The sequence below is a fragment of the Pseudomonas sp. NFACC37-1 genome (genome assembly GCF_900101575.1).
Lineage (GTDB): Bacteria > Pseudomonadota > Gammaproteobacteria > Pseudomonadales > Pseudomonadaceae > Aquipseudomonas > Aquipseudomonas fluorescens_AA.
Genome location: NZ_FMUZ01000045.1, coordinates 21576 through 39347, shown reverse-complemented (window position 1 = coordinate 39347; position 17772 = coordinate 21576). Strand labels below are relative to the sequence as shown.

General features: G+C 61.5%; 17 protein-coding genes. 9 read left to right on the top strand and 8 right to left on the bottom strand.

Annotation, left to right across the window (positions count from 1 at the left end):
- From BLP82_RS27620 to BLP82_RS27590, 7 genes are all read left to right on the top strand, one after another.
- On the top strand, nucleotides 1-374 hold a 374-nt coding region (locus BLP82_RS27620; protein ID WP_092175907.1), incomplete at its 5' end, for a hypothetical protein.
- A gap of 157 nt (nucleotides 375-531) precedes the next feature.
- The gene (locus BLP82_RS27615) at nucleotides 532-1164 is read left to right on the top strand and encodes a TetR family transcriptional regulator (RefSeq protein ID WP_060739390.1); all 633 of its coding nucleotides are present in this window, start codon (nucleotides 532-534) and stop codon (nucleotides 1162-1164) included.
- Between the two features lie 208 nt (nucleotides 1165-1372).
- Nucleotides 1373-1873 (top strand): urease accessory protein UreE, encoded by a 501-nt coding sequence (gene ureE, locus BLP82_RS27610; RefSeq protein ID WP_092175904.1) that lies wholly within the window; start codon nucleotides 1373-1375, stop codon nucleotides 1871-1873.
- Nucleotides 1870-2544 (top strand): urease accessory protein UreF, encoded by a 675-nt coding sequence (locus BLP82_RS27605; protein WP_092175900.1) that lies wholly within the window; start codon nucleotides 1870-1872, stop codon nucleotides 2542-2544. Before ureE ends, BLP82_RS27605 begins: the two co-directional genes overlap by 4 nt.
- 9 nt (nucleotides 2545-2553) lie before the next feature.
- Complete coding sequence (gene ureG, locus BLP82_RS27600) at nucleotides 2554-3168, top strand: urease accessory protein UreG (protein ID WP_060739393.1); 615 nt, start codon at nucleotides 2554-2556, stop codon at nucleotides 3166-3168.
- 30 nt (nucleotides 3169-3198) lie between these two features.
- Nucleotides 3199-3771 carry a HupE/UreJ family protein gene (locus tag BLP82_RS27595; protein WP_092175896.1) on the top strand — a complete coding sequence of 191 codons (573 nt, stop codon included), beginning with the start codon at nucleotides 3199-3201 and terminating at the stop codon, nucleotides 3769-3771.
- Between the two features lie 184 nt (nucleotides 3772-3955).
- Entirely contained in the window at nucleotides 3956-5089 is a 1134-nt protein-coding gene (locus tag BLP82_RS27590; protein WP_092175892.1) for an AGE family epimerase/isomerase, read from the top strand.
- Between the two features lie 130 nt (nucleotides 5090-5219).
- Here the strand turns inward: BLP82_RS27590 and BLP82_RS27585 are convergent, their stop codons facing one another.
- From BLP82_RS27585 to BLP82_RS27545, 8 genes are all read right to left on the bottom strand, one after another.
- On the bottom strand, nucleotides 5220-5984 hold the full coding sequence (locus tag BLP82_RS27585) for an SDR family oxidoreductase (RefSeq protein ID WP_072412002.1): 765 nt from the start codon (nucleotides 5982-5984) through the stop codon (nucleotides 5220-5222).
- A gap of 848 nt (nucleotides 5985-6832) precedes the next feature.
- Nucleotides 6833-7549 (bottom strand): ABC transporter ATP-binding protein, encoded by a 717-nt coding sequence (locus BLP82_RS27575; RefSeq protein WP_092175888.1) that lies wholly within the window; start codon nucleotides 7547-7549, stop codon nucleotides 6833-6835.
- Nucleotides 7546-8418, bottom strand: a complete 873-nt coding sequence (locus BLP82_RS27570) for an ABC transporter ATP-binding protein (protein WP_025211573.1) — start codon at nucleotides 8416-8418, stop codon at nucleotides 7546-7548. Before BLP82_RS27570 ends, BLP82_RS27575 begins: the two co-directional genes overlap by 4 nt.
- On the bottom strand, nucleotides 8415-9698 hold the full coding sequence (livM, locus tag BLP82_RS27565; protein WP_092175883.1) for a high-affinity branched-chain amino acid ABC transporter permease LivM: 1284 nt from the start codon (nucleotides 9696-9698) through the stop codon (nucleotides 8415-8417). Before livM ends, BLP82_RS27570 begins: the two co-directional genes overlap by 4 nt.
- Before the next feature lie 3 nt (nucleotides 9699-9701).
- Nucleotides 9702-10616 carry an ABC transporter permease subunit gene (locus BLP82_RS27560; protein WP_092175879.1) on the bottom strand — a complete coding sequence of 305 codons (915 nt, stop codon included), beginning with the start codon at nucleotides 10614-10616 and terminating at the stop codon, nucleotides 9702-9704.
- Nucleotides 10617-10840: 224 nt separating this feature from the next.
- Nucleotides 10841-11974 carry a branched-chain amino acid ABC transporter substrate-binding protein gene (locus BLP82_RS27555; RefSeq protein ID WP_092175876.1) on the bottom strand — a complete coding sequence of 378 codons (1134 nt, stop codon included), beginning with the start codon at nucleotides 11972-11974 and terminating at the stop codon, nucleotides 10841-10843.
- A 370-nt stretch (nucleotides 11975-12344) separates the two neighbouring features.
- Nucleotides 12345-13628 carry an L-pipecolate oxidase gene (locus BLP82_RS27550; protein WP_092175872.1) on the bottom strand — a complete coding sequence of 428 codons (1284 nt, stop codon included), beginning with the start codon at nucleotides 13626-13628 and terminating at the stop codon, nucleotides 12345-12347.
- Between the two features lie 92 nt (nucleotides 13629-13720).
- The gene (locus BLP82_RS27545) at nucleotides 13721-15211 is read right to left on the bottom strand and encodes an L-piperidine-6-carboxylate dehydrogenase (RefSeq protein WP_072412016.1); all 1491 of its coding nucleotides are present in this window, start codon (nucleotides 15209-15211) and stop codon (nucleotides 13721-13723) included.
- Nucleotides 15212-15391: 180 nt separating this feature from the next.
- Between BLP82_RS27545 and BLP82_RS27540 the strand changes: the two genes are divergently transcribed.
- The gene (locus tag BLP82_RS27540) at nucleotides 15392-16300 is read left to right on the top strand and encodes a LysR family transcriptional regulator (protein WP_092175869.1); all 909 of its coding nucleotides are present in this window, start codon (nucleotides 15392-15394) and stop codon (nucleotides 16298-16300) included.
- 252 nt (nucleotides 16301-16552) lie between these two features.
- Nucleotides 16553-17758, top strand: a complete 1206-nt coding sequence (gene pncB / locus BLP82_RS27535) for a nicotinate phosphoribosyltransferase (RefSeq protein WP_092175865.1) — start codon at nucleotides 16553-16555, stop codon at nucleotides 17756-17758.
- The last annotated feature ends 14 nt before the right edge of the window (nucleotides 17759-17772 follow it).

The following is a 17772-nucleotide window of genomic DNA, read 5'->3' as shown; positions in this document are numbered from 1 at the left end:
CGCCACAGGTCAAGGACAGCCATTCTGTCTACAGCCAGACTGTTGCCGAAGGTGGCCGTGATCGTCTGGAACAAAAAGGTCTGGTTGAAGACGGTTATGACCGCACCAAGCAAAGCGATACCGTTGCAGCTGATGGCTCCGACCGCACCCCAGGCCAAACCTTGGCAGCCGACGGTTCCGACCGCACCCCAGGCCAGACCTTGGCAGCCGACGGTTCCGACCGCACCCCAGGCCAGACCTTGGCAGCCGACGGTTCCGACCGCACCCCAGGCCAGACCCTCGCCGAAGACGGTTCTTCTCGCACTAAAATGGGCGATACCGTGGCCGAAGGCGGTGGTGATCGCGTGATCGAACGCAACAGCGCAGTGAGCTGAGCCCATGGTGGCCCAGAAAAAAGCCCGATTCCTGCAATCGGGCTTTTGACTTTTCAAACCCCTCGTTTTTCCCGCCCGCCCCCTCTCTACCGTTCGACGTCGGCAAAGCCGATTTGCTAGAGTGCGTCGCTCCCGTGAATCAGAAGTCAGCCTTGCGATGCTGCCCCGCGCCGAACAGAAACAACAGACCCGAATTGCCCTGATGGACGCAGCCCGTCATTTGATGGAGTGCGGCCGGGGCTTCGGCAGCCTGAGCCTGCGGGAAGTCGCCCGGACGGCAGGCATCGTGCCCACCGGGTTCTACCGGCACTTCGAGGACATGGACCAACTGGGCCTGGCATTGGTCAGCGAAGTCGGCCAAACCTTCCGCGAGACCATCCGCCTGGTACGCCACAACGAGTTCGTCATGGGCGGCATTATCGATGCGTCGGTGCGGATCTTTCTCGATGTGGTGCAAGCCAATCGATCCCAATTCCTGTTCCTGGCCCGCGAGCAATACGGCGGCTCCCTGCCCGTGCGCCAGGCCATTGCCCAATTGCGCGAAGGCATCAGCTCGGACCTGGCCGCCGACCTGGCCTTGATGCCCAAGCTGCAGCACCTGGACCTGGCCGCCCTGGGCGTGATGGCCGACCTCATCGTCAAGAGCGTGTTCGCCACCCTGCCGGACATCATCGACCCTCCGGCCCAAGCCCTCCCCGAACACCTCACGCCCCAGGCGAAGATTACCCAGCAACTGCGGTTCATCTTCATTGGCCTCAAGCATTGGCAAGGGTTGGGCAGTACCGAATAGCTGTCGGCACGCCTCCTTTGTGGGAGCAAGCCCGCTCCCACAGATTCTTTGCGCCAGCCGCGAAATGGTGCACAACACCCCGCAGTGCACCAATATGGCACGCAATCCGCCCCATCCTGAAACGCCATCCCAGCTATTTCCTACACCTTCTTCGATTGGCAAGCCCCTTGCTCTAAACACAGCACCGTTCATTGCTGGAAGCACTCCGATGCTGGTGATTCACCGCAGAATCGACACTCAACCGCACTGGGACGCCGAGCTGCACCTGACCTTCGACGCCCGCAGTAAAAGCCGCCTGCGCTGTTTCAGTGCCGAAGGTGAAGACGTGGGGTTGTTCCTGGAACGAGGCCAGCCACCGCTGTACGACGGCGAATATCTGCAGGCCGAAGACGGGCGCATCGTGCGCGTCTGCGCCCGCGCCGAACAATTGCTGCACGTCACCTGCGCCAACGCCTTCGAACTGACCCGTGCCGCCTATCATCTGGGCAATCGCCACGTGGCCCTGCAAGTGGGCGATGGCTGGCTGCGCCTGCTGGACGACTACGTGCTCAAGGCGATGCTCGAGCAACTGGGCGCCAGCGTCGAATCCATCGAAGCCCCGTTCCAGCCAGAACACGGTGCCTATGGCGGCGGCCATCATCATTCCCGGCACGGCGACGAAGACTTCAACTACGCGCCGCGCCTGCATCAGTTTGGCGTGCGCACATGAACCCGGCCTGGGCGCTGCTGCGTCTGGCCAGCCCACAGCTGCCGATTGGCGGCTACAGCTATTCCCAGGGGCTGGAGATGGCGGTGGACAATGGCCAGGTGAAAAACCCCGACGACGCCCGGCGCTGGATCAGCGATCAATTGCTGCTGAACCTGGCACGCTTCGAAGCACCCTTGCTGCTGGCGCACTGCACCGCAGCCGCCGCTGACGATTGGGAGGCGCTGCTGCGACGTTGTGAAGAGCACCGCGCCAGCCGGGAAACCCGCGAGCTGTATCAGGAGAGCCGGCAGATGGGCTACTCGTTGCAGCAATTGCTCGCAGGCCTGCCGGAACTCGACCACGCCGCGCGAGGCTTTCTCGAACAGCGCAGCGAGCCGCACCTGGCGCTGGGCTGGGCCCTGGCCGCCCGCGCCTGGCAGATCGCCCCCCAGGACGCCCTCGCCGCCTGGCTGTGGAGTTGGCTGGAAAACCAACTGGCGGTGCTGATGAAAACCCTGCCCCTGGGCCAGCAAGCGGCCCAGCGCCTGACCAGCGAACTGCTGCCGCTGTTGCAACAGGCCCAGCACGACGCCTCGAACATCGACCCCGATCATTACGGCAGCGCCGCGTTTGGCCTGTCCCTGGCATGCATGGCCCATGAGCGCCAGTACAGCCGTCTGTTCCGTTCCTAGGAGACACACATGAATACACAACCTCTGCGCGTCGGTATCGGCGGCCCGGTGGGCTCCGGCAAGACCGCCCTGACCCTGGCCCTGTGCCTGGCTCTACGTGAACGCTACAACCTGGCGGTGGTCACCAATGACATCTACACCCGCGAAGACGCCGACTTCCTGGTGCGCAACGAGGCCCTGGCGCCGGAGCGGATCATCGGCGTGGAAACCGGCGGCTGCCCGCACACGGCGATTCGCGAAGATGCGTCGATCAACCTCGAAGCGGTGGACCAGTTGAACCGGCGCTTCCCGGGCCTGGACCTGATCCTGGTGGAATCGGGCGGCGACAATCTGTCGGCGACCTTCAGCCCGGAGCTGTCGGACCTGACGATCTATGTGATCGACGTCTCGGCCGGCGACAAGCTGCCGCGCAAGGGTGGGCCGGGCATTTGCAAATCCGACCTGCTGGTCATCAACAAAATCGACCTGGCCCCCCTGGTGGGCGCGTCCCTGGAGATGATGGACAGCGACACCCGGCGGATGCGCAACGGCAAGCCTTTCGTGTTCAGCAACCAGAAGACCGGCCAAGGCCTGGACGACATCATCGCCTTCATCGAGCGCCAGGGTCTGCTGAGCGCTGCCTGATTTTTCGACTGACAACAAGGAAGCTTATCCATGACGTTCAAACGCATTCTCGGCGCACTCGCCCTGCTGTTGACCCCGGCCCTGGCCTTCGCTCACCCCGGCCACGGCGACAATGGCCTGATCGCCGGCCTCGGCCACCCCATCGGCGGGCTCGACCATTTGCTGGCGATGCTGGCAGTCGGTTTGTGGGCCGCGCAACAACAAGGCGCCGCGCGCTGGGCGCTGCCATGCACCTTCGTCGGTACGATGCTGCTTGGCGGTCTGTTGGGCTTTGAAGGCCTGGACCTGCCGGCGCTGGAAAGCGGCATCGCCGCCTCGGTGCTCGCCCTGGGCCTGGCGGTGGCACTGGCGGCGCGTCCGCCGTTGAGCCTGGCGGTCGGTGCAACCGCCCTGTTTGCGCTGTTCCATGGCGTGGCCCATGGCTTGGAACTGCCGGACATGTCGAGCCCATGGGCCTATGCGGCAGGCTTCGTCGCGGCCACGGCGGTGCTGCATGGCGCAGGTTTTGCACTGGTGCGGGTGTTGCCGCAAGCGGCGGCGCCATTGGTCAGGTTGGCCGGGGCGGCTTCGGCGGGGGCTGGGGTTTGGTTGTTGGCGGGTTGACTTTCTAGCGCCTTCAAAGCCCCCTTCGCGAGCAAGCCCGCTCCCACATTTGATCGGTGTACACCGCACCTAATGTGGGAGCGGGCTTGCTCGCGAAGGCAGCCTGACAGGCACCCCATCTCCCACGGCCTGCCACTCTGCTACCATGTCGCGCAATCGCCCCCAGCCGTGACGACTTCCGCCGATGCCTGATGTTTCCCGCCCCGCTCCCCAGCCTGAATTGATCGCCCTGTTCGCAACAGTGCGTCAGCATTTTCACGACGTGATCGTGCCGATGTGGCAAGGCCCGGGTTGGAATGCCGAACTGGCGCTGCCCTATGAATCCCTGGATGCCGGACATGCGCCGCTGCCACCCCAGCGCTACCGCGCCATGGCCTGTGCGCGGCAGTTGTATCTGTTCGCCAGCCTGATTGGCGAAGTCCCCCAGGCCGAGGAGCGAGCCAGTGCCCTGTTCCGCTCGCTGCAACGGCATTTCCACGATGCCGAACACGGCGGCTGGTTCTACAGCATCGACCCCCATGGCGCGCCGCTGGACACCGGCAAAGACCTCTACACCCACGCCTTTATCCTGTTCGCCTGCGCCCATTACTGGGACAAGGTCCGCGAACCGCTGGTGGAGTCGGTGCTCAACGCCAGCCTGGAAGTCATCGCCCAACGCTTTGCCAGCGCAGACGGGCTTTACGAAGCCAGCCTCAAGCGCGATTGGTCAACGACCGGATCCGGCCCGTTGCAAAACCCCTTGATGCACCTGTCCGAAGCTTTCCTCGCCACGCTTTCGGTCCGCGAAGACGCCAACGTCCGTCAAGCATTGCTGAGTTTGTGCGACGGGATGTCCAAGCATTTCATCGAGCCGCAGCAACGGGTCATGATGGAAAAGCCGCTCAAGGCTGTGGATAACTGGTTCGAGCCGGGGCATCAGTTCGAGTGGTATTACTTGCTGGCCTCATCGCCGTTGTTGCGCAACGGCAAGCTGCACACCGCCCTGGAGCGCAGCTTCGACCATACCGAGCGATGCGGCGTCGATCCGGAATCCGGCGCCGTGTGCGCGATGCTGGACCAGGAACCACAAGCAAGCCCGCGCGATGCCACCCAACGCATCTGGGCTCAGGCCGAGTACCTGCGGGCACTGACATTACGCCCTGGCAACCAGGGGGTGTTACTGCGTCAATTACAGGCGCTGCAGCAGCATTTCCTGCATGCCAGGGGCTGGAACGAATGCCTGGACGCCAATGGCATCGTCAGCCGTCGGGACATGCCGTCCACCACGCCGTATCACCTGCTGACCTGCTATCGCGGGCTGGCCGATTACTTGGTGTAACGCCTCTGTGGCGAGGGGATTTATCCCCGCTGGGCTGCGCAGCAGCCCTAAAAAGATAGATCATGGGCTCAGGTCTTAGGGGAGCTACGCTCCCCAACGGGGATAAATCCCCTCACCACAGTCTCTCCCGCTACGCCTTGTTGCGCTCGATGGCAAACCCGGCCCAGGTCTGGCTCACCGGCATCAGCTCCAGGCTGTTGATGTTGATGTGCGCCGGTGTGTTGAGCACCCAGAAAATCGTATCGGCGATGTCTTGTGGCTGGATCGGCTCGGCGCCGGCATACGTCGCGTTGTAGCGCTCCTGGTCACCACCGAAGCGCACCAGGGAGAACTCGCTCTCGCACAGGCCCGGCTCGATGTTGCTCACCCGCACGCCCGTGCCTTGCAGGTCGCAACGCAGGTTCAGGGAGAACTGTTTGACGAACGCCTTGCTCGCGCCATACACGTGGCTGCCCGGATACGGGTAGTTGCCGGCGATGGAACCCAGGTTGACGATCCCGGCTCCACGGCCGTGGGCGATCAGGCGCGGCAACAGCAGGCGCGTGCTGTAGATCAGCCCTTTGACATTGGTGTCGACCATGGTGTCCCAATCATCGAGGTCGCACTTGGGGGCCGGGTCGACGCCCAGGGCCAGGCCGGCATTGTTGATCAGCCCGCGCAGCTTGGCGAAGGATGGCGGCAGGTTGGCGATGGCCTCTTCCATGGCCTTGCGATCACGCACATCCAGGACCAGGCCATGGACTTCCGTCTGCTTCGACAACTCGGCACACAGGGCATTGAGGCGCTCTTCACGACGACCGGTCAGCACCAGTTTCCAACCGGCCTCGGCAAACCGACGGGCACAGGCTTCACCAAAACCGGACGTCGCGCCGGTGATAAACAGGGTGTCAGACATCGTGTTCTCCTTGTTTGAACTCAAAAGCCATTGAATGGAAATCGGCCCACAGCATGCCCGGCCTGGCACGCCAGGAGCAAGGCTTGCGCATGAGCTTTTGACCCACGACTGCTCATAAAACAACCAATCCACGCCAAGCCTTTCCCAACAAGGCCCGCAGCCGGTTGCTCGCACCTTATCCACAGGCACGTCCACAGTAATCGGGGGCAAGTGCAAATCCCGCAAGCCGCGGTGCATAAGGCTTTTCGAGGTATTTGGAGAATTTTTTCGCTTGACCCTGCAAGAGAGGTTGTGCAGCGCAAGTTATCTGCTATAAGCCAGCGCAAAATAGGCGATGGCTCCAAGCCAGTAACGACGGCCCTCAGCGCGGTCTTTCCAGAGTTTAGTCACAGACTTATCCACAGGATTGCCCACCGCCTTTCGAGCCCATTCCAGCGCTCATAAAAGTGTTGACAACAGCCGCTCCCGCCTGACCAAAAACGCCTGATCAAAAAACGATCACAGCCCTGCAAGCCACGGATTCAAAGGCTTTCAGCCAGCTACTCCCACGTTACCCACAGCCAGCTCCACAGCAAACGGGGACAAGTCAAAACCGTGACAAAACAACTGTTTGCGGCGACTTTATGTCGCGGTTTCGCAGGGGCTCAGGATTGTTGTCCACAATTCTCCAAGCGATCAAAGTCCCTTGTGGGAGCGGGCTTGCTCGCGAATGCGGTGGATCAGCCCGCATCGTGTTGATTGGCACACCGCATTCGCGAGCAAGCCCGCTCCCACAGGGAATGAGTGGTGCATTCGAGAGATAAAAAAACCGGCGATCTCTCGCCGGTTTTTTCATTACAACAGCCGCCTCAATGCCCGCCCAGGTACGCGTTGCGCACTTCCTCGTTGGCGAGCAGTTCCTTGCCGGTGCCGGTCAGGCGGATTTCACCGTTGACCATCACATAGGCCCGGTCCGACAGCCTGAGGGCGTGGTTGGCGTTCTGTTCCACCAGGAAGATGGTCATCCCGGTAGACGCCAGTTCACGCAGGGTGGCGAAGATCTGTTTCACCACGATCGGCGCCAGCCCCAGGCTCGGCTCATCGAGCAGCAACAACTTCGGCCGGCTCATCAACGCCCGAGCGATGGCGAGCATTTGCTGCTCGCCGCCGGACATGGTCATGGCCCGCTGGTTACGCCGCTCCTTGAGCCTTGGGAACAGCTCGAACATGCGCTGCATGTCTTCACTGGCGTACTTGTCACCGATGGGAATAGTGCCCATCAGCAGGTTTTCCTCGACAGTCATGTCCGGGAATACCCGCCGCCCTTCCGGCGACTGCGCGATGCCGTGGGACGCGATGTAGTGCGACGACTTCTGGGTAATGTCCACACCCTGGTAGATGATCTGCCCGCCCGCCGCACGTGGCTGGCCGAAGATAGACATCAGCAGCGTGGACTTGCCGGCACCGTTGGAGCCGATCAGGCTCACGGTTTCACCTTCGCCAATGTGCATCGAGACTTTTTTCAGGGCCTGGATCGGCCCGTAGAACACGTCCAACTCCTTGAGCTCGAGGATAGGCCCACTCATACCAGTTCCTCTTCGTCGGCACCCAGGTAGGCCGCGATCACCTTCGGATCGTTGCGAATCGCCTCGGGACCGCCCTCGGCGATCACGTTGCCGTGGTCCAGCACCACGATGTGATCGGAAATGCTCATTACCATGCCCATGTCGTGTTCGATCAGCACCACGGTCAGATCATGCTCGTCGCGCAGCAGCCGGATCATCGCGCTCAGCGCTTCGGTTTCCTGAGGGTTGAGGCCGGCGGCCGGTTCGTCGAGGCAGATGATCTGCGGGCGCGTGCACATGGCCCGGGCGATTTCCAGGCGCCGTTGCTGACCGTAGGAAAGCTCCCCAGCGAGGCGGTTGGCGCAGTCCACCAGGTCCACCACCTCCAGCCAATAGAAGGCATGGTCCAGCGCATCGCTTTCGGCCTTGCGGTAACCCTTGGTGTTGAGGATGCCCGCCAGCAGGCTGCGGTTGACCCACATATGCTGGGCCACCAGCAGGTTTTCCAGTACCGACATCTCCTTGAACAGGCGGATGTTCTGGAAAGTCCGCGCCAGGCCGGCACGGTTCACCAGGTGAGTGCCGCCGAACATCTTGTAGTACATCCGGCTGGCGAAGGATGCCGGTGACACAAAGTCAGTCGGGCGAAACGCCTCACCCAGCAGCTTGATGACGTTGGTCCGCTCGCCGCGCACGTTGAGTTCGATCTTGCCGCCCGTGGCCTTGTAGAACCCGGTCAGGCAGTTGAACACCGTGGTCTTGCCCGCACCGTTGGGGCCGATCAGGGCGAAGATCGAATTGCGCTTGACCTGTAGGCTGACGTCGCTGAGGGCCTTGATCCCACCGAATTGCATCATCAGGTTTTCGACTGAGAGTACGACTTCGCTCATGGCGCTACTCCTTTACGCGGCGTCACACCGGTACGGCTGATGCGAATCAGGCCGCGGGGGCGCCAGATCATCATCAACACCATCAGTATGCCGAACAGCAGCACCCGGTATTCCGCAAAACCGCGCAGCAATTCCGGCGCCACGGTCAGCACGAAGGCCGCGATCACCACGCCGATGGTCGAGCCCATGCCGCCCAGCACCACGATGGCGAGGATCAGGGCCGATTCGAAGAAGGTGAACGATGTCGGATTGACGAAGCCTTGGTAAGTGGCGAAGAACACACCGGCCAGGCCGGCCGTCGAGGCCCCGATGGTGAACGCGGAGAGCTTGACCAATACGTGGTTCAGGCCCATCGAGCGGCAGGCGATTTCATCTTCGCGCAAGGCTTCCCAGGCGCGACCGACCGGCATGCGGGTCAGGCGATGCTTGATGTACAGCACGGCCAGCACGACGAGGAACAACACCGCGTAGATGAAGTAGTACTTCACGTCCGGGTTGTAGGCGATGCCGAAAAACTCATGGAAAGGTACGCCGCCATCCTTCGCCCTTTTACCCAACTCCAGACCGAAGAAAGTGGGCAACGGCGCCGCCATGCCATTCGGGCCGCCGGTCAGGGATAGCCAGTTATTGAGGACCAGCCGGATGATTTCACCAAAGCCCAGGGTCACGATCGCCAGGTAGTCACCGTGCAGGCGCAGCACCGGGAAGCCGAGGATGCAGCCGGCCAACCCCGCCGTGATCGCCGCCAGTGGCAGTACCGTCCAGAACCCCAGCCCCAGGTATTGATAACCGAGCGCCAGCCCATAGGCACCGATGGCATAGAACGCTACGTAACCCAGGTCGAGCAGGCCGGCCAGGCCGACGACAATGTTCAAGCCCAGGCCCAGCAGCACGTAGATCAGCCCTAGGATGACCACGCCCAGCAGGTACGAGTTGGAGAAAAACGGGAAAACCACGGCAATGACGATCACCAGCGGGATGATCCAGCGCAGCCGGGTCTTGTAGTCAGGCGGCAGCACGTGCACCCCGGAGCCGGTGCTTTCGAAACCCTCGAGGATTTTCACGCCCTTGGGCGTTTGCAGGAACAGGCCCAAGGCAAAGCGGCCAGCCATGACGATGGCGACAATCCATGCCACACGGGTCGGTTGCAGGTTGAAGCCGTAGCCGTCCAGGACCACGCCAACAATCGGGCCGAACACAATCAAGGCGACAAGGCCGGCAAGAATCGCGTCAACCAGGCTTCTCTTGAGATCAATGGTTTTTTTAGTGGTTGATGACATCGCTTACACCTTCGACACAAGAGGACGGCCGAGCAGACCTTGAGGCCGAAAGACCAGAACGAGAACAAGCAGCGAGAAGCTGAAGACGTCTTTGTAGTCTGAATTGACCAGGCCGGAGAACAGCGACTCGGAAATCCCGAGAATGATCCCGCCGAGCATCGCGCCAGGCAGTGAGCCGATCCCGCCGAGTACCGCGGCGGTGAACGCCTTGATGCCGATGATGAAGCCGGCATAGAAGTCGAATGTGCCGTAGTTCATGGTGATCAGCACGCCGGCCAGGGCCGCCATCGCTGCACCAATGATGAATACGTAGGAAATCACACGGTCGGTGTTGATCCCCAGGATAGAGGCCATCTTGCGGTCTTGCTGGGTCGCGCGGCACATGCGACCGAGCTTGGTGTACTTGATGACGTAGGTCAGCAAGGCCATCCCGGCAAACGCAGCGACGAGGATGAAGACCTTGGTGTAAGTCAGTTGCACGAACCCGGTGCCGACTTCGACACGCCAGGCTCCCGTCAGCAAGGTTGGAACCCCTTGTTGCTTCGCGCCCTGGGCGATCTGTGCATAGTTTTGCAGGATCAGCGAAATACCGATGGCGCTGATCAGCGGTGCCAGTCGGGTGGAGTTACGCAGAGGTTTATAGGCGACACGCTCGATGACCCAGCCATACACCGCCGTGACAATGATGGTGAAGACCAGGGTACCCAGCATCAGCAGAGGGAAGGATTCAATACCGAAGTATGCCAGCAGAGCCAGACTGATCGCCGCGAGGTACGCGGAGATCATGTAAACCTCGCCATGGGCGAAGTTGATCATGCCGATGATGCCATAGACCATTGTGTAGCCGATGGCGATCAGGCCATAGACCGACCCGAGGGTCAGGCCGTTGACCAGTTGCTGCAGGAAAATACCATCCATAACGCAATCTCACGCAGTGAGAACCTGCACACCCTTGAGTGTGCGGTTCTTCTAAGGAAAATACAGATTTACGTCGGAGCACTGTCAGTCAGAACACTACATCCCTTGTGGAAGCTGGCCTGGCAGCGATAGCGCACAGACATTCAACAAAGATGTCGCCTGTCAGTCCGCCATCGCGAGCAAGCTCGCTCCCACATGGAATCGGGGGATCTAGCCGATCGCGTTTACTTCTGTTTTTCCAACTGGTGGTATTTGCCGTCCTTGTCCCACTGGTAAACCACGTAGTCAGAGACCTTCAGGTCGCCCTTGGCGTCCCACTCTTTCTTGCCCATCACGGTCTGGACCGAGTTGGCCTTCAGCCATTTCGCCGCTGCTTCGCCATCATTCTTCTTGGCGCCATTGAACGCCGCCGCGAGGGTCTGGACCGAAGCGTAGGCATACAGGGTGTAGCCTTCCGGCTCAGTGCCCTTGGCGCGGAACGCATCCACTACAGCCTTGCTGTCTGGCAGCAGGCGCGGGTCGGCGCCGAAGGTCATCAGCACGCCGTCGACAAATTGCGGGCCGCCAGCGGTGGTGACCAGCTCGTCGGTCACGATTCCGTCGTCGGACATGAACTTGACGTCTTTCAGGCCTTGCTCACGCAACTGACGAACCAAGGGACCGGCTTCCGGGTGCAGGCCACCAAAGTAGACGACATCGGCGCCAGCGCCGCGGATCTTGGTGACAATGGTGCTGAAGTCTTTTTCACCACGGGTCAGGCCTTCGTACAGCACCGGCTTCACGCCACGCTTCTCGAGCTGGGCTTTGGTTGCATCCGCCAGGCCCTGGCCGTAGGTATCCTTGTCGTGCAGCACGACGACTTTCTTACCCTTGAGCACGTCGACGATGTAGTCGCCGGCAACGATGCCTTGCTGGTCGTCACGACCGCACATACGGAACATGGCACTCAAGCCGCGTTCGGTCACGGCAGGGTTGGTAGAACCCGGAGTGATCGCAATGATGCCTGCTTCGTCGTAGATCTCGGAGGCCGGGATGGTCGACGAGGAGCAGAAGTGACCGACTACGCCCGCCACTTTCTGGTTGGTCAGGTCCTTGGCTACCGTAACGGCCTGTTTCGGTTCGCAGGCGTCGTCGCCCTTGACCAGCAGGATTTTTTCCCCGTTCACGCCGCCCTTGGCATTGATCTCGTCTGCCGCGGCCTGTGCACCCTTCATGTACTGTTCGCCAAATGCCGCGTTGGCGCCTGTCATGGGACCCGCTACGCCGATCTTGATGTCGGCCTGAGCAAACGCAGAAACACCCAGCGCAGCTGCCACTGCGAGGGCCAGGAAACCTTTCTTGTAAAACGTCTGGGACATGAGGTGGTGCTCCAAGGTTTTTTTTAGTTGGCACTGCGACTTCATTTCACTGAAAAGCTCAGAGCAAGGGCCGTGCCATCGGTTTTTTATTCTGAAAAAAGTCGCTGCTTTATTGTTATTTCGACTGTTTCGGGCCCTTTTTCATGGGGCGTGCAACCGTCTAAACCGCACAAGGTGCAACCTTTTATTCAAACGGGTAAAACCCTCCATGAGCCATCATTGCAACCATCGCGCGAAACGGCGTGCAACCACTGTGTAACAACCCACGTCACCGAACTGCACACTGTCGGTGCGCGACTGCTACAACCCGCACCATAACAGGCTAGACGCTACGCCGGAAAACGCGGCTTCCGGCAACAATTTTCAACACTCAAATGACGATCCGCAGGCACTGGCCCGCGTGATACAGCGAAAAGCCCGCTTCATACAGGCAACTGCGCAATCCCACCCCGACCAGCGGCTGCATGGGGGCGAATGGAATCGGCAGGGCCTGGGCATTGCCGTGACACAGATAATCGGCGAACGCCTTGCCGACCACCGTACCGGTGGTCACGCCCCGGCCGTTGTAGCCAGTCACGGCCACCAGCCCGGGAGCGGGTTCGAACAGGCGCATCAAGTGATCGGGGGTGAAGGCGATGCAACCAGTCCAGGTGCACTCCCACTCCACCGGCTTGAGATAAGGAAAGTAGTGTTGCTGTACCCGGTCGGCCCAAGCCTTGAGGAACCAGGTCGGCTTGCGGTTGCCGTTGCCCAGGCTGCCCAGCAGCAAACGACCGTCCTTGTCCCGGCGGATGCTGCTCAGCACCTGGCGGGTATCCCACGAGCCCTGCCCGCCCGGCAGAATGCGTTGGGCGGCCTCGTCGGCCAGCGGGACGGACGCGACCTGATAGTAATAACCCGGGAAGAAATTGCGCCGCAGCTCGGTCCAGTCACCCTCGGTATAGGCATTGGAGGCAATCACCACCTGCTCGGCCAGTACCGAACCCTGGGCGGTCTGCACCGACCAGCGCTGGCCTTGACGCTCCAGGCGCGTCACCGGCGAATGGTCGAACAACTGGCCTCCAAGGTCCGTGGCGGCCTTGGCCAACCCGCTGGTGTAGGCCATCGGATTGAGCGTGCCGGCGCGGCGGTCGAGCAATGCCGCGGCGATTTTCGAGGTGCCTGTCGCCTCGGCACAGGCCTGGCCGGTGAGCAACTCCACCGGGGCGCCACGGCGCTTCCATTGCGCTTCGCGACTGCGCAGGTCGGCTTCGCCCCGGGCGTTGTGGGCCATGTGCAAGGTGCCTTCGCGGCGCAGTTGGCAATCGATGTTGTACTTATCGATGAGGCTGAACACCAGGGCCGGCGCGGCTCCCAGCATACGGTTGAGCTGGCTGCCCACCGCCTCGCCGAATCCGGCCTCGATGTCATCCGGCGGGATCCATAGCCCGGCATTCACCAGGCCGACATTACGCCCCGATCCGCCATGCCCGGCCCGATGGGCTTCCAGCACAGCCACGCGCTTGCCTTGTTCGAGCAAGTGCACCGCCGCCGACAGCCCGGTGAACCCTGCGCCGATCACACAGACATCGACCGTGATTTCGCCGGTGAGGGCACTGTTTTCAGGCCTTTGCGGCGTCAGTTTTTCCCACAGACATTCTTCGCGTAACGGCATTGCCAGCTCCTGGTCAGGAGCAGCTGCGAGCTTCAAGCCTCAAGCTGCAAGCAGGGGTCGCTTGCAGCTTGGAGCTTGCGGCTTGAAGCTGCTTAATCAAAGGTAATCCCCTGGGCCAACGGCAACTCCAGCGAGTAGTTCACGGTGTTGGTCTGGCGGCGCATGTAGCCGCGCCACGCATCGGAGCCGGATTCGCGACCGCCGCCGGTTTCTTTTTCGCCACCGAATGCGCCGCCGATTTCCGCGCCGCTCGGGCCGATGTTGACGTTGGCGATGCCGCAGTCGCTGCCCACGGCCGACATGAACTGCTCGGCTTCACGTACGTCGGTGGTGAAGATGCAGGACGACAGGCCCTGGGGCACGGCATTGTTCAGGTGCAGGGCTTCGGCGAAGTCTTTGTAGCCGACCACGTACAGGATCGGTGCGAAGGTTTCGTGGCGCACCACATCACTCTGCTCGGGCATCTCGACGATGGCCGGCGAGACGTAATAGGCATTCGGGAACTGGTCTTCGAGCTGGCGCTTGCCCCCAAACACGCGCCCGCCTTCGCTCAGGGCCTGCTCCAGCGCGTCCTGCATGCCGTCGAAGCTGTGCTTGTCGATCAGTGGCCCGACCAGGTTGCCTTCCAGCGGATGACCGATGCGTACTTTCGAGTAGGCGGCCTTGAGGCGGGTGACGATTTCTTCCTTCACCGACTCGTGGGCGATCAGCCGGCGCAGGGTGGTGCAACGCTGGCCGGCGGTGCCGACGGCGCTGAACAGGATGGCGCGCACGGCCATGTCCAGGTCGGCGCTCGGCGCCAGGATCATGGCGTTGTTACCGCCCAGTTCGAGGATGCTGCGGGCGAAACGCGCGGCGACTTTCGGCGCCACTTCACGACCCATGCGGGTGCTGCCGGTGGCGCTGATCAAGGCCACGCGCGGATCATCCACCAGGGCTTCACCGGCATCGCGCCCCCCGATGATCACCTGGCTCAGGTACGGTGGTGCGTCGCTGAAGTTCTTCAGCACGCGTTCGAACAACGCCTGGCACGCCAGTGCGGTGAGCGGGGTCTTTTCCGAGGGTTTCCAGATCACCGAGTTGCCGCAGACCAAGGCCAGCGTGGTGTTCCAAGCCCAGACCGCGACGGGGAAGTTGAAGGCACTGATCACCCCGACCACACCCAGCGGATGCCAGGATTCACGCATGTGGTGGCCCGGACGCTCGGAGGCGATGGTCAGGCCGTACAACTGGCGGGACAGGCCGACGGCGAAGTCGCAGATGTCGATCATCTCTTGCACTTCACCCAGGCCTTCCTGAGTGATCTTGCCGGCTTCCCACGACACCAGCTCGCCGAGGTCGGCCTTGTATTCACGCAACAGATCGCCGAATTGACGCACCAGCTCGCCGCGACGCGGGGCCGGCACCTGGCGCCACAGGTCGAAGGCGTGCTCGGCACGGCTGACCTGCTGCTCGACTTCAGCGGCGCCTTCCCAGTTCACGGCGCCGATGCGGCTGCCATCGATAGGCGAATGCACCGGCTGTGTGCCGCCCTGATACAAGGCCGGATTGACGCCCAGACGATCAAGCAATGCAGCAACCATGGGGTAACTCCTCTAAACGAGCGATAAAAGATTGGCGGACGGACAATCGCCGTCCGCTCAGGCCTCTAGTTTTAGCTGGCCCGAGTCTTGCCAACAAACGACCATTAAGCGAGATATCATTCCGTTTATTCATGCTGCCCCTGACTCGATTTATAGAGCAACAAGAAAAAGGCCCACGTCATGCTCAATAAGCGCTATTTACCGTCGATCACAGCACTCCAGTGCTTCGAAGCCGTGACTCGCCACCTGAGCTTTACCCGTGCCGCCGAAGAACTCCATCTGACCCAGAGCGCCGTCAGCAAACAGGTCGCCCAGCTCGAGGAACTGTTGCAGCACTTGCTGTTTCGGCGTGTGCGCCGCCGCTTGCAACTGACACCGGCCGGGGAGTTGTACTTGGGGGAAGTGCGAAAAATCCTTACCCAGGTGGAGATGTCCACCCACTACCTGCGCTCCTACGGCGGCGATACCGAAGTGCTGCGTGTTTCCACGCCTCCGACCTTCGGTGCCCGCTGGCTGGTGCCCCGCCTGAAGGGCTGGCGGTTGCGTCATCCGAAAATTCATCTGGACCTGCGCAGCGAGCAGGAAGCCGACGACTTGCAGCAGGGGCGCAGCGACCTGGCGTTCTACTTCGGCCAGGGTTCACGCCCTGGCACCGAATCCCGGAGACTGTTCGACGAAGAGCTGGTGCCGGTCTGCGCGCCCGGCAGCCTGCCTGCCCAGGCCTTCACCGACCCGACCCAACTGGCCGAGCTGGTGCTGCTGCAAAACGCCTCGCGCCCCCAGGCCTGGCACGACTGGTTCGACAGCCAGGGCTACCACACCGAACACAGCTACCACGGGCCGCGGTTCGAAACCTTCTACATGTGCATTCGGGCCGCCCAGGTCGGCTGCGGCGTCGCCCTGCTGCCGCGGTTTCTGGTGGAAGAAGAACTGGCCGACGGCAAACTGGTCATTCCCTGGCAGCATGCGATGCCGAGCACCGATGCTTACTACCTGGCCTACCCCGAACACTCGGCGGAAGTGCCCAAGGTGCGGCTTTTCGTGGAATGGATGCTGGAGCAGCTCGACGCCCCGGGTACGCCGCAATAGCCATTGGCTTTCCCCTTTGTAGCGAGGGGATTTATCCCCGTTGGACTGCGCAGCAGGCCCGACAATTGATGGGGCGCTACGCGCCCAGCGGGGATGAATCCCCTCGCCACAGTAGAGAGACCTTTGCCAGAGAAGAACCGGTGACCAAAAATCACTGGCAATCCCCACCCAGGTTATGCGCCACTAACCCCCTTCATCCCAAACCGCTGCACCCCGCTGCCCACCGCAGTGGCCTGTCTGGAGATTCCCGTTATGAGCGAGAGCGTATTTGCCGATCGTATCGTGCAGAACCTGCTCGACACCGACTTCTACAAACTGACGATGATGCAGGCGGTGCTGCACAACTACCCCAACGTCGAAGTCGAGTGGGAGTTTCGTTGCCGCAACAGCGAAGACCTGCGTCCGTACCTGGCGGAGATCCGCTTCCAGATCGAGCGCCTGGCGGAGCTGAGCCTGAGCGCCGACCAGTTGGGTTTCCTGGAACGTATCAGTTTTCTCAAGCCGGATTTCCTGCGGTTCCTCGGCCTGTTTCGCTTCAACCTGCGCTACGTCCACACCGGCATCGACAACGGCGAGCTGTTCATCCGCCTGCGCGGGCCCTGGTTGCACGTGATTCTGTTCGAAGTGCCGCTGCTGGCCATTGTCAGCGAAGTGCGCAATCGCTATCGCTACCGTGAAATCGTCCTGGAGCAGGCCCGCGAGCAGCTGTATCGCAAGTTCGACTGGCTGAGCGCCAACGCCAGCGCCGACGAGCTGTCCGAACTGCAGGTCGCGGATTTCGGCACCCGTCGGCGGTTTTCCTTCCGCGTCCAGGAAGAAGTGGTCAACGTGCTCAAGCATGATTTCCCCGGGCGTTTCGTCGGTACCAGTAACGTGCACCTGTCCCGGGAGCTGGACATGAAACCCCTGGGCACCATGGCCCATGAATGGATCATGGCCCACCAGCAACTGGGCCCGCGGCTGATCGACAGCCAGATCGCCGCCCTCGATTGCTGGGTCCGCGAGTACCGGGGCCTGCTGGGGATCGCCCTCACCGACTGCATCACCATGGATGCCTTCCTCAAGGATTTCGATCTGTTCTTCGCCAAGCTGTTCGACGGTTTGCGCCATGACTCCGGCGACCCGGTGATCTGGGGCGAAAAAGCCATTGCCCACTACCACAAGCTCGGCATCGACCCGATGAGCAAGACCCTGGTGTTCTCCGATAGCCTGACACTGCCCAAATGCCTGGAGATTTTTCGCGCGTTGCGTGGTCGCATTAATGTCAGCTTCGGTATTGGCACCAATCTGACCTGTGACATTCCGGGTGTCGAGCCCATGAGCATCGTGCTTAAAATGATCAGCTGTGACGGGCAACCCGTGGCCAAGATTTCAGACGAGCCCGGCAAGACCCACTGCAAGGACCCGAATTTCGTCGCCTACATGCGACACGTTTTCCAAGTACCTGCCGCCCTTTGATACATCAAGCAAGG

What these genes read in the sequence shown, in the direction of transcription:
- BLP82_RS27605 (WP_092175900.1), top strand. Translation starts at nt 1,870, where the DNA reads ATGAACCCGGCCTGGGCGCTGCTGCGTCTGGCCAGCCCACAGCTGCCG.
- ureG (WP_060739393.1), top strand. Translation starts at nt 2,554, where the DNA reads ATGAATACACAACCTCTGCGCGTCGGTATCGGCGGCCCGGTGGGCTCC.
- BLP82_RS27540 (WP_092175869.1), top strand. Translation starts at nt 15,392, where the DNA reads ATGCTCAATAAGCGCTATTTACCGTCGATCACAGCACTCCAGTGCTTC.
- BLP82_RS27560 (WP_092175879.1), bottom strand. Translation starts at nt 10,616, where the DNA reads ATGGATGGTATTTTCCTGCAGCAACTGGTCAACGGCCTGACCCTCGGG.
- BLP82_RS27575 (WP_092175888.1), bottom strand. Translation starts at nt 7,549, where the DNA reads ATGAGTGGGCCTATCCTCGAGCTCAAGGAGTTGGACGTGTTCTACGGG.
- BLP82_RS27615 (WP_060739390.1), top strand. Translation starts at nt 532, where the DNA reads ATGCTGCCCCGCGCCGAACAGAAACAACAGACCCGAATTGCCCTGATG.
- BLP82_RS27570 (WP_025211573.1), bottom strand. Translation starts at nt 8,418, where the DNA reads ATGAGCGAAGTCGTACTCTCAGTCGAAAACCTGATGATGCAATTCGGT.
- BLP82_RS27585 (WP_072412002.1), bottom strand. Translation starts at nt 5,984, where the DNA reads ATGTCTGACACCCTGTTTATCACCGGCGCGACGTCCGGTTTTGGTGAA.
- pncB (WP_092175865.1), top strand. Translation starts at nt 16,553, where the DNA reads ATGAGCGAGAGCGTATTTGCCGATCGTATCGTGCAGAACCTGCTCGAC.
- BLP82_RS27550 (WP_092175872.1), bottom strand. Translation starts at nt 13,628, where the DNA reads ATGCCGTTACGCGAAGAATGTCTGTGGGAAAAACTGACGCCGCAAAGG.
- BLP82_RS27590 (WP_092175892.1), top strand. Translation starts at nt 3,956, where the DNA reads ATGCCTGATGTTTCCCGCCCCGCTCCCCAGCCTGAATTGATCGCCCTG.
- BLP82_RS27555 (WP_092175876.1), bottom strand. Translation starts at nt 11,974, where the DNA reads ATGTCCCAGACGTTTTACAAGAAAGGTTTCCTGGCCCTCGCAGTGGCA.
- BLP82_RS27545 (WP_072412016.1), bottom strand. Translation starts at nt 15,211, where the DNA reads ATGGTTGCTGCATTGCTTGATCGTCTGGGCGTCAATCCGGCCTTGTAT.
- livM (WP_092175883.1), bottom strand. Translation starts at nt 9,698, where the DNA reads ATGTCATCAACCACTAAAAAAACCATTGATCTCAAGAGAAGCCTGGTT.
- BLP82_RS27595 (WP_092175896.1), top strand. Translation starts at nt 3,199, where the DNA reads ATGACGTTCAAACGCATTCTCGGCGCACTCGCCCTGCTGTTGACCCCG.
- ureE (WP_092175904.1), top strand. Translation starts at nt 1,373, where the DNA reads ATGCTGGTGATTCACCGCAGAATCGACACTCAACCGCACTGGGACGCC.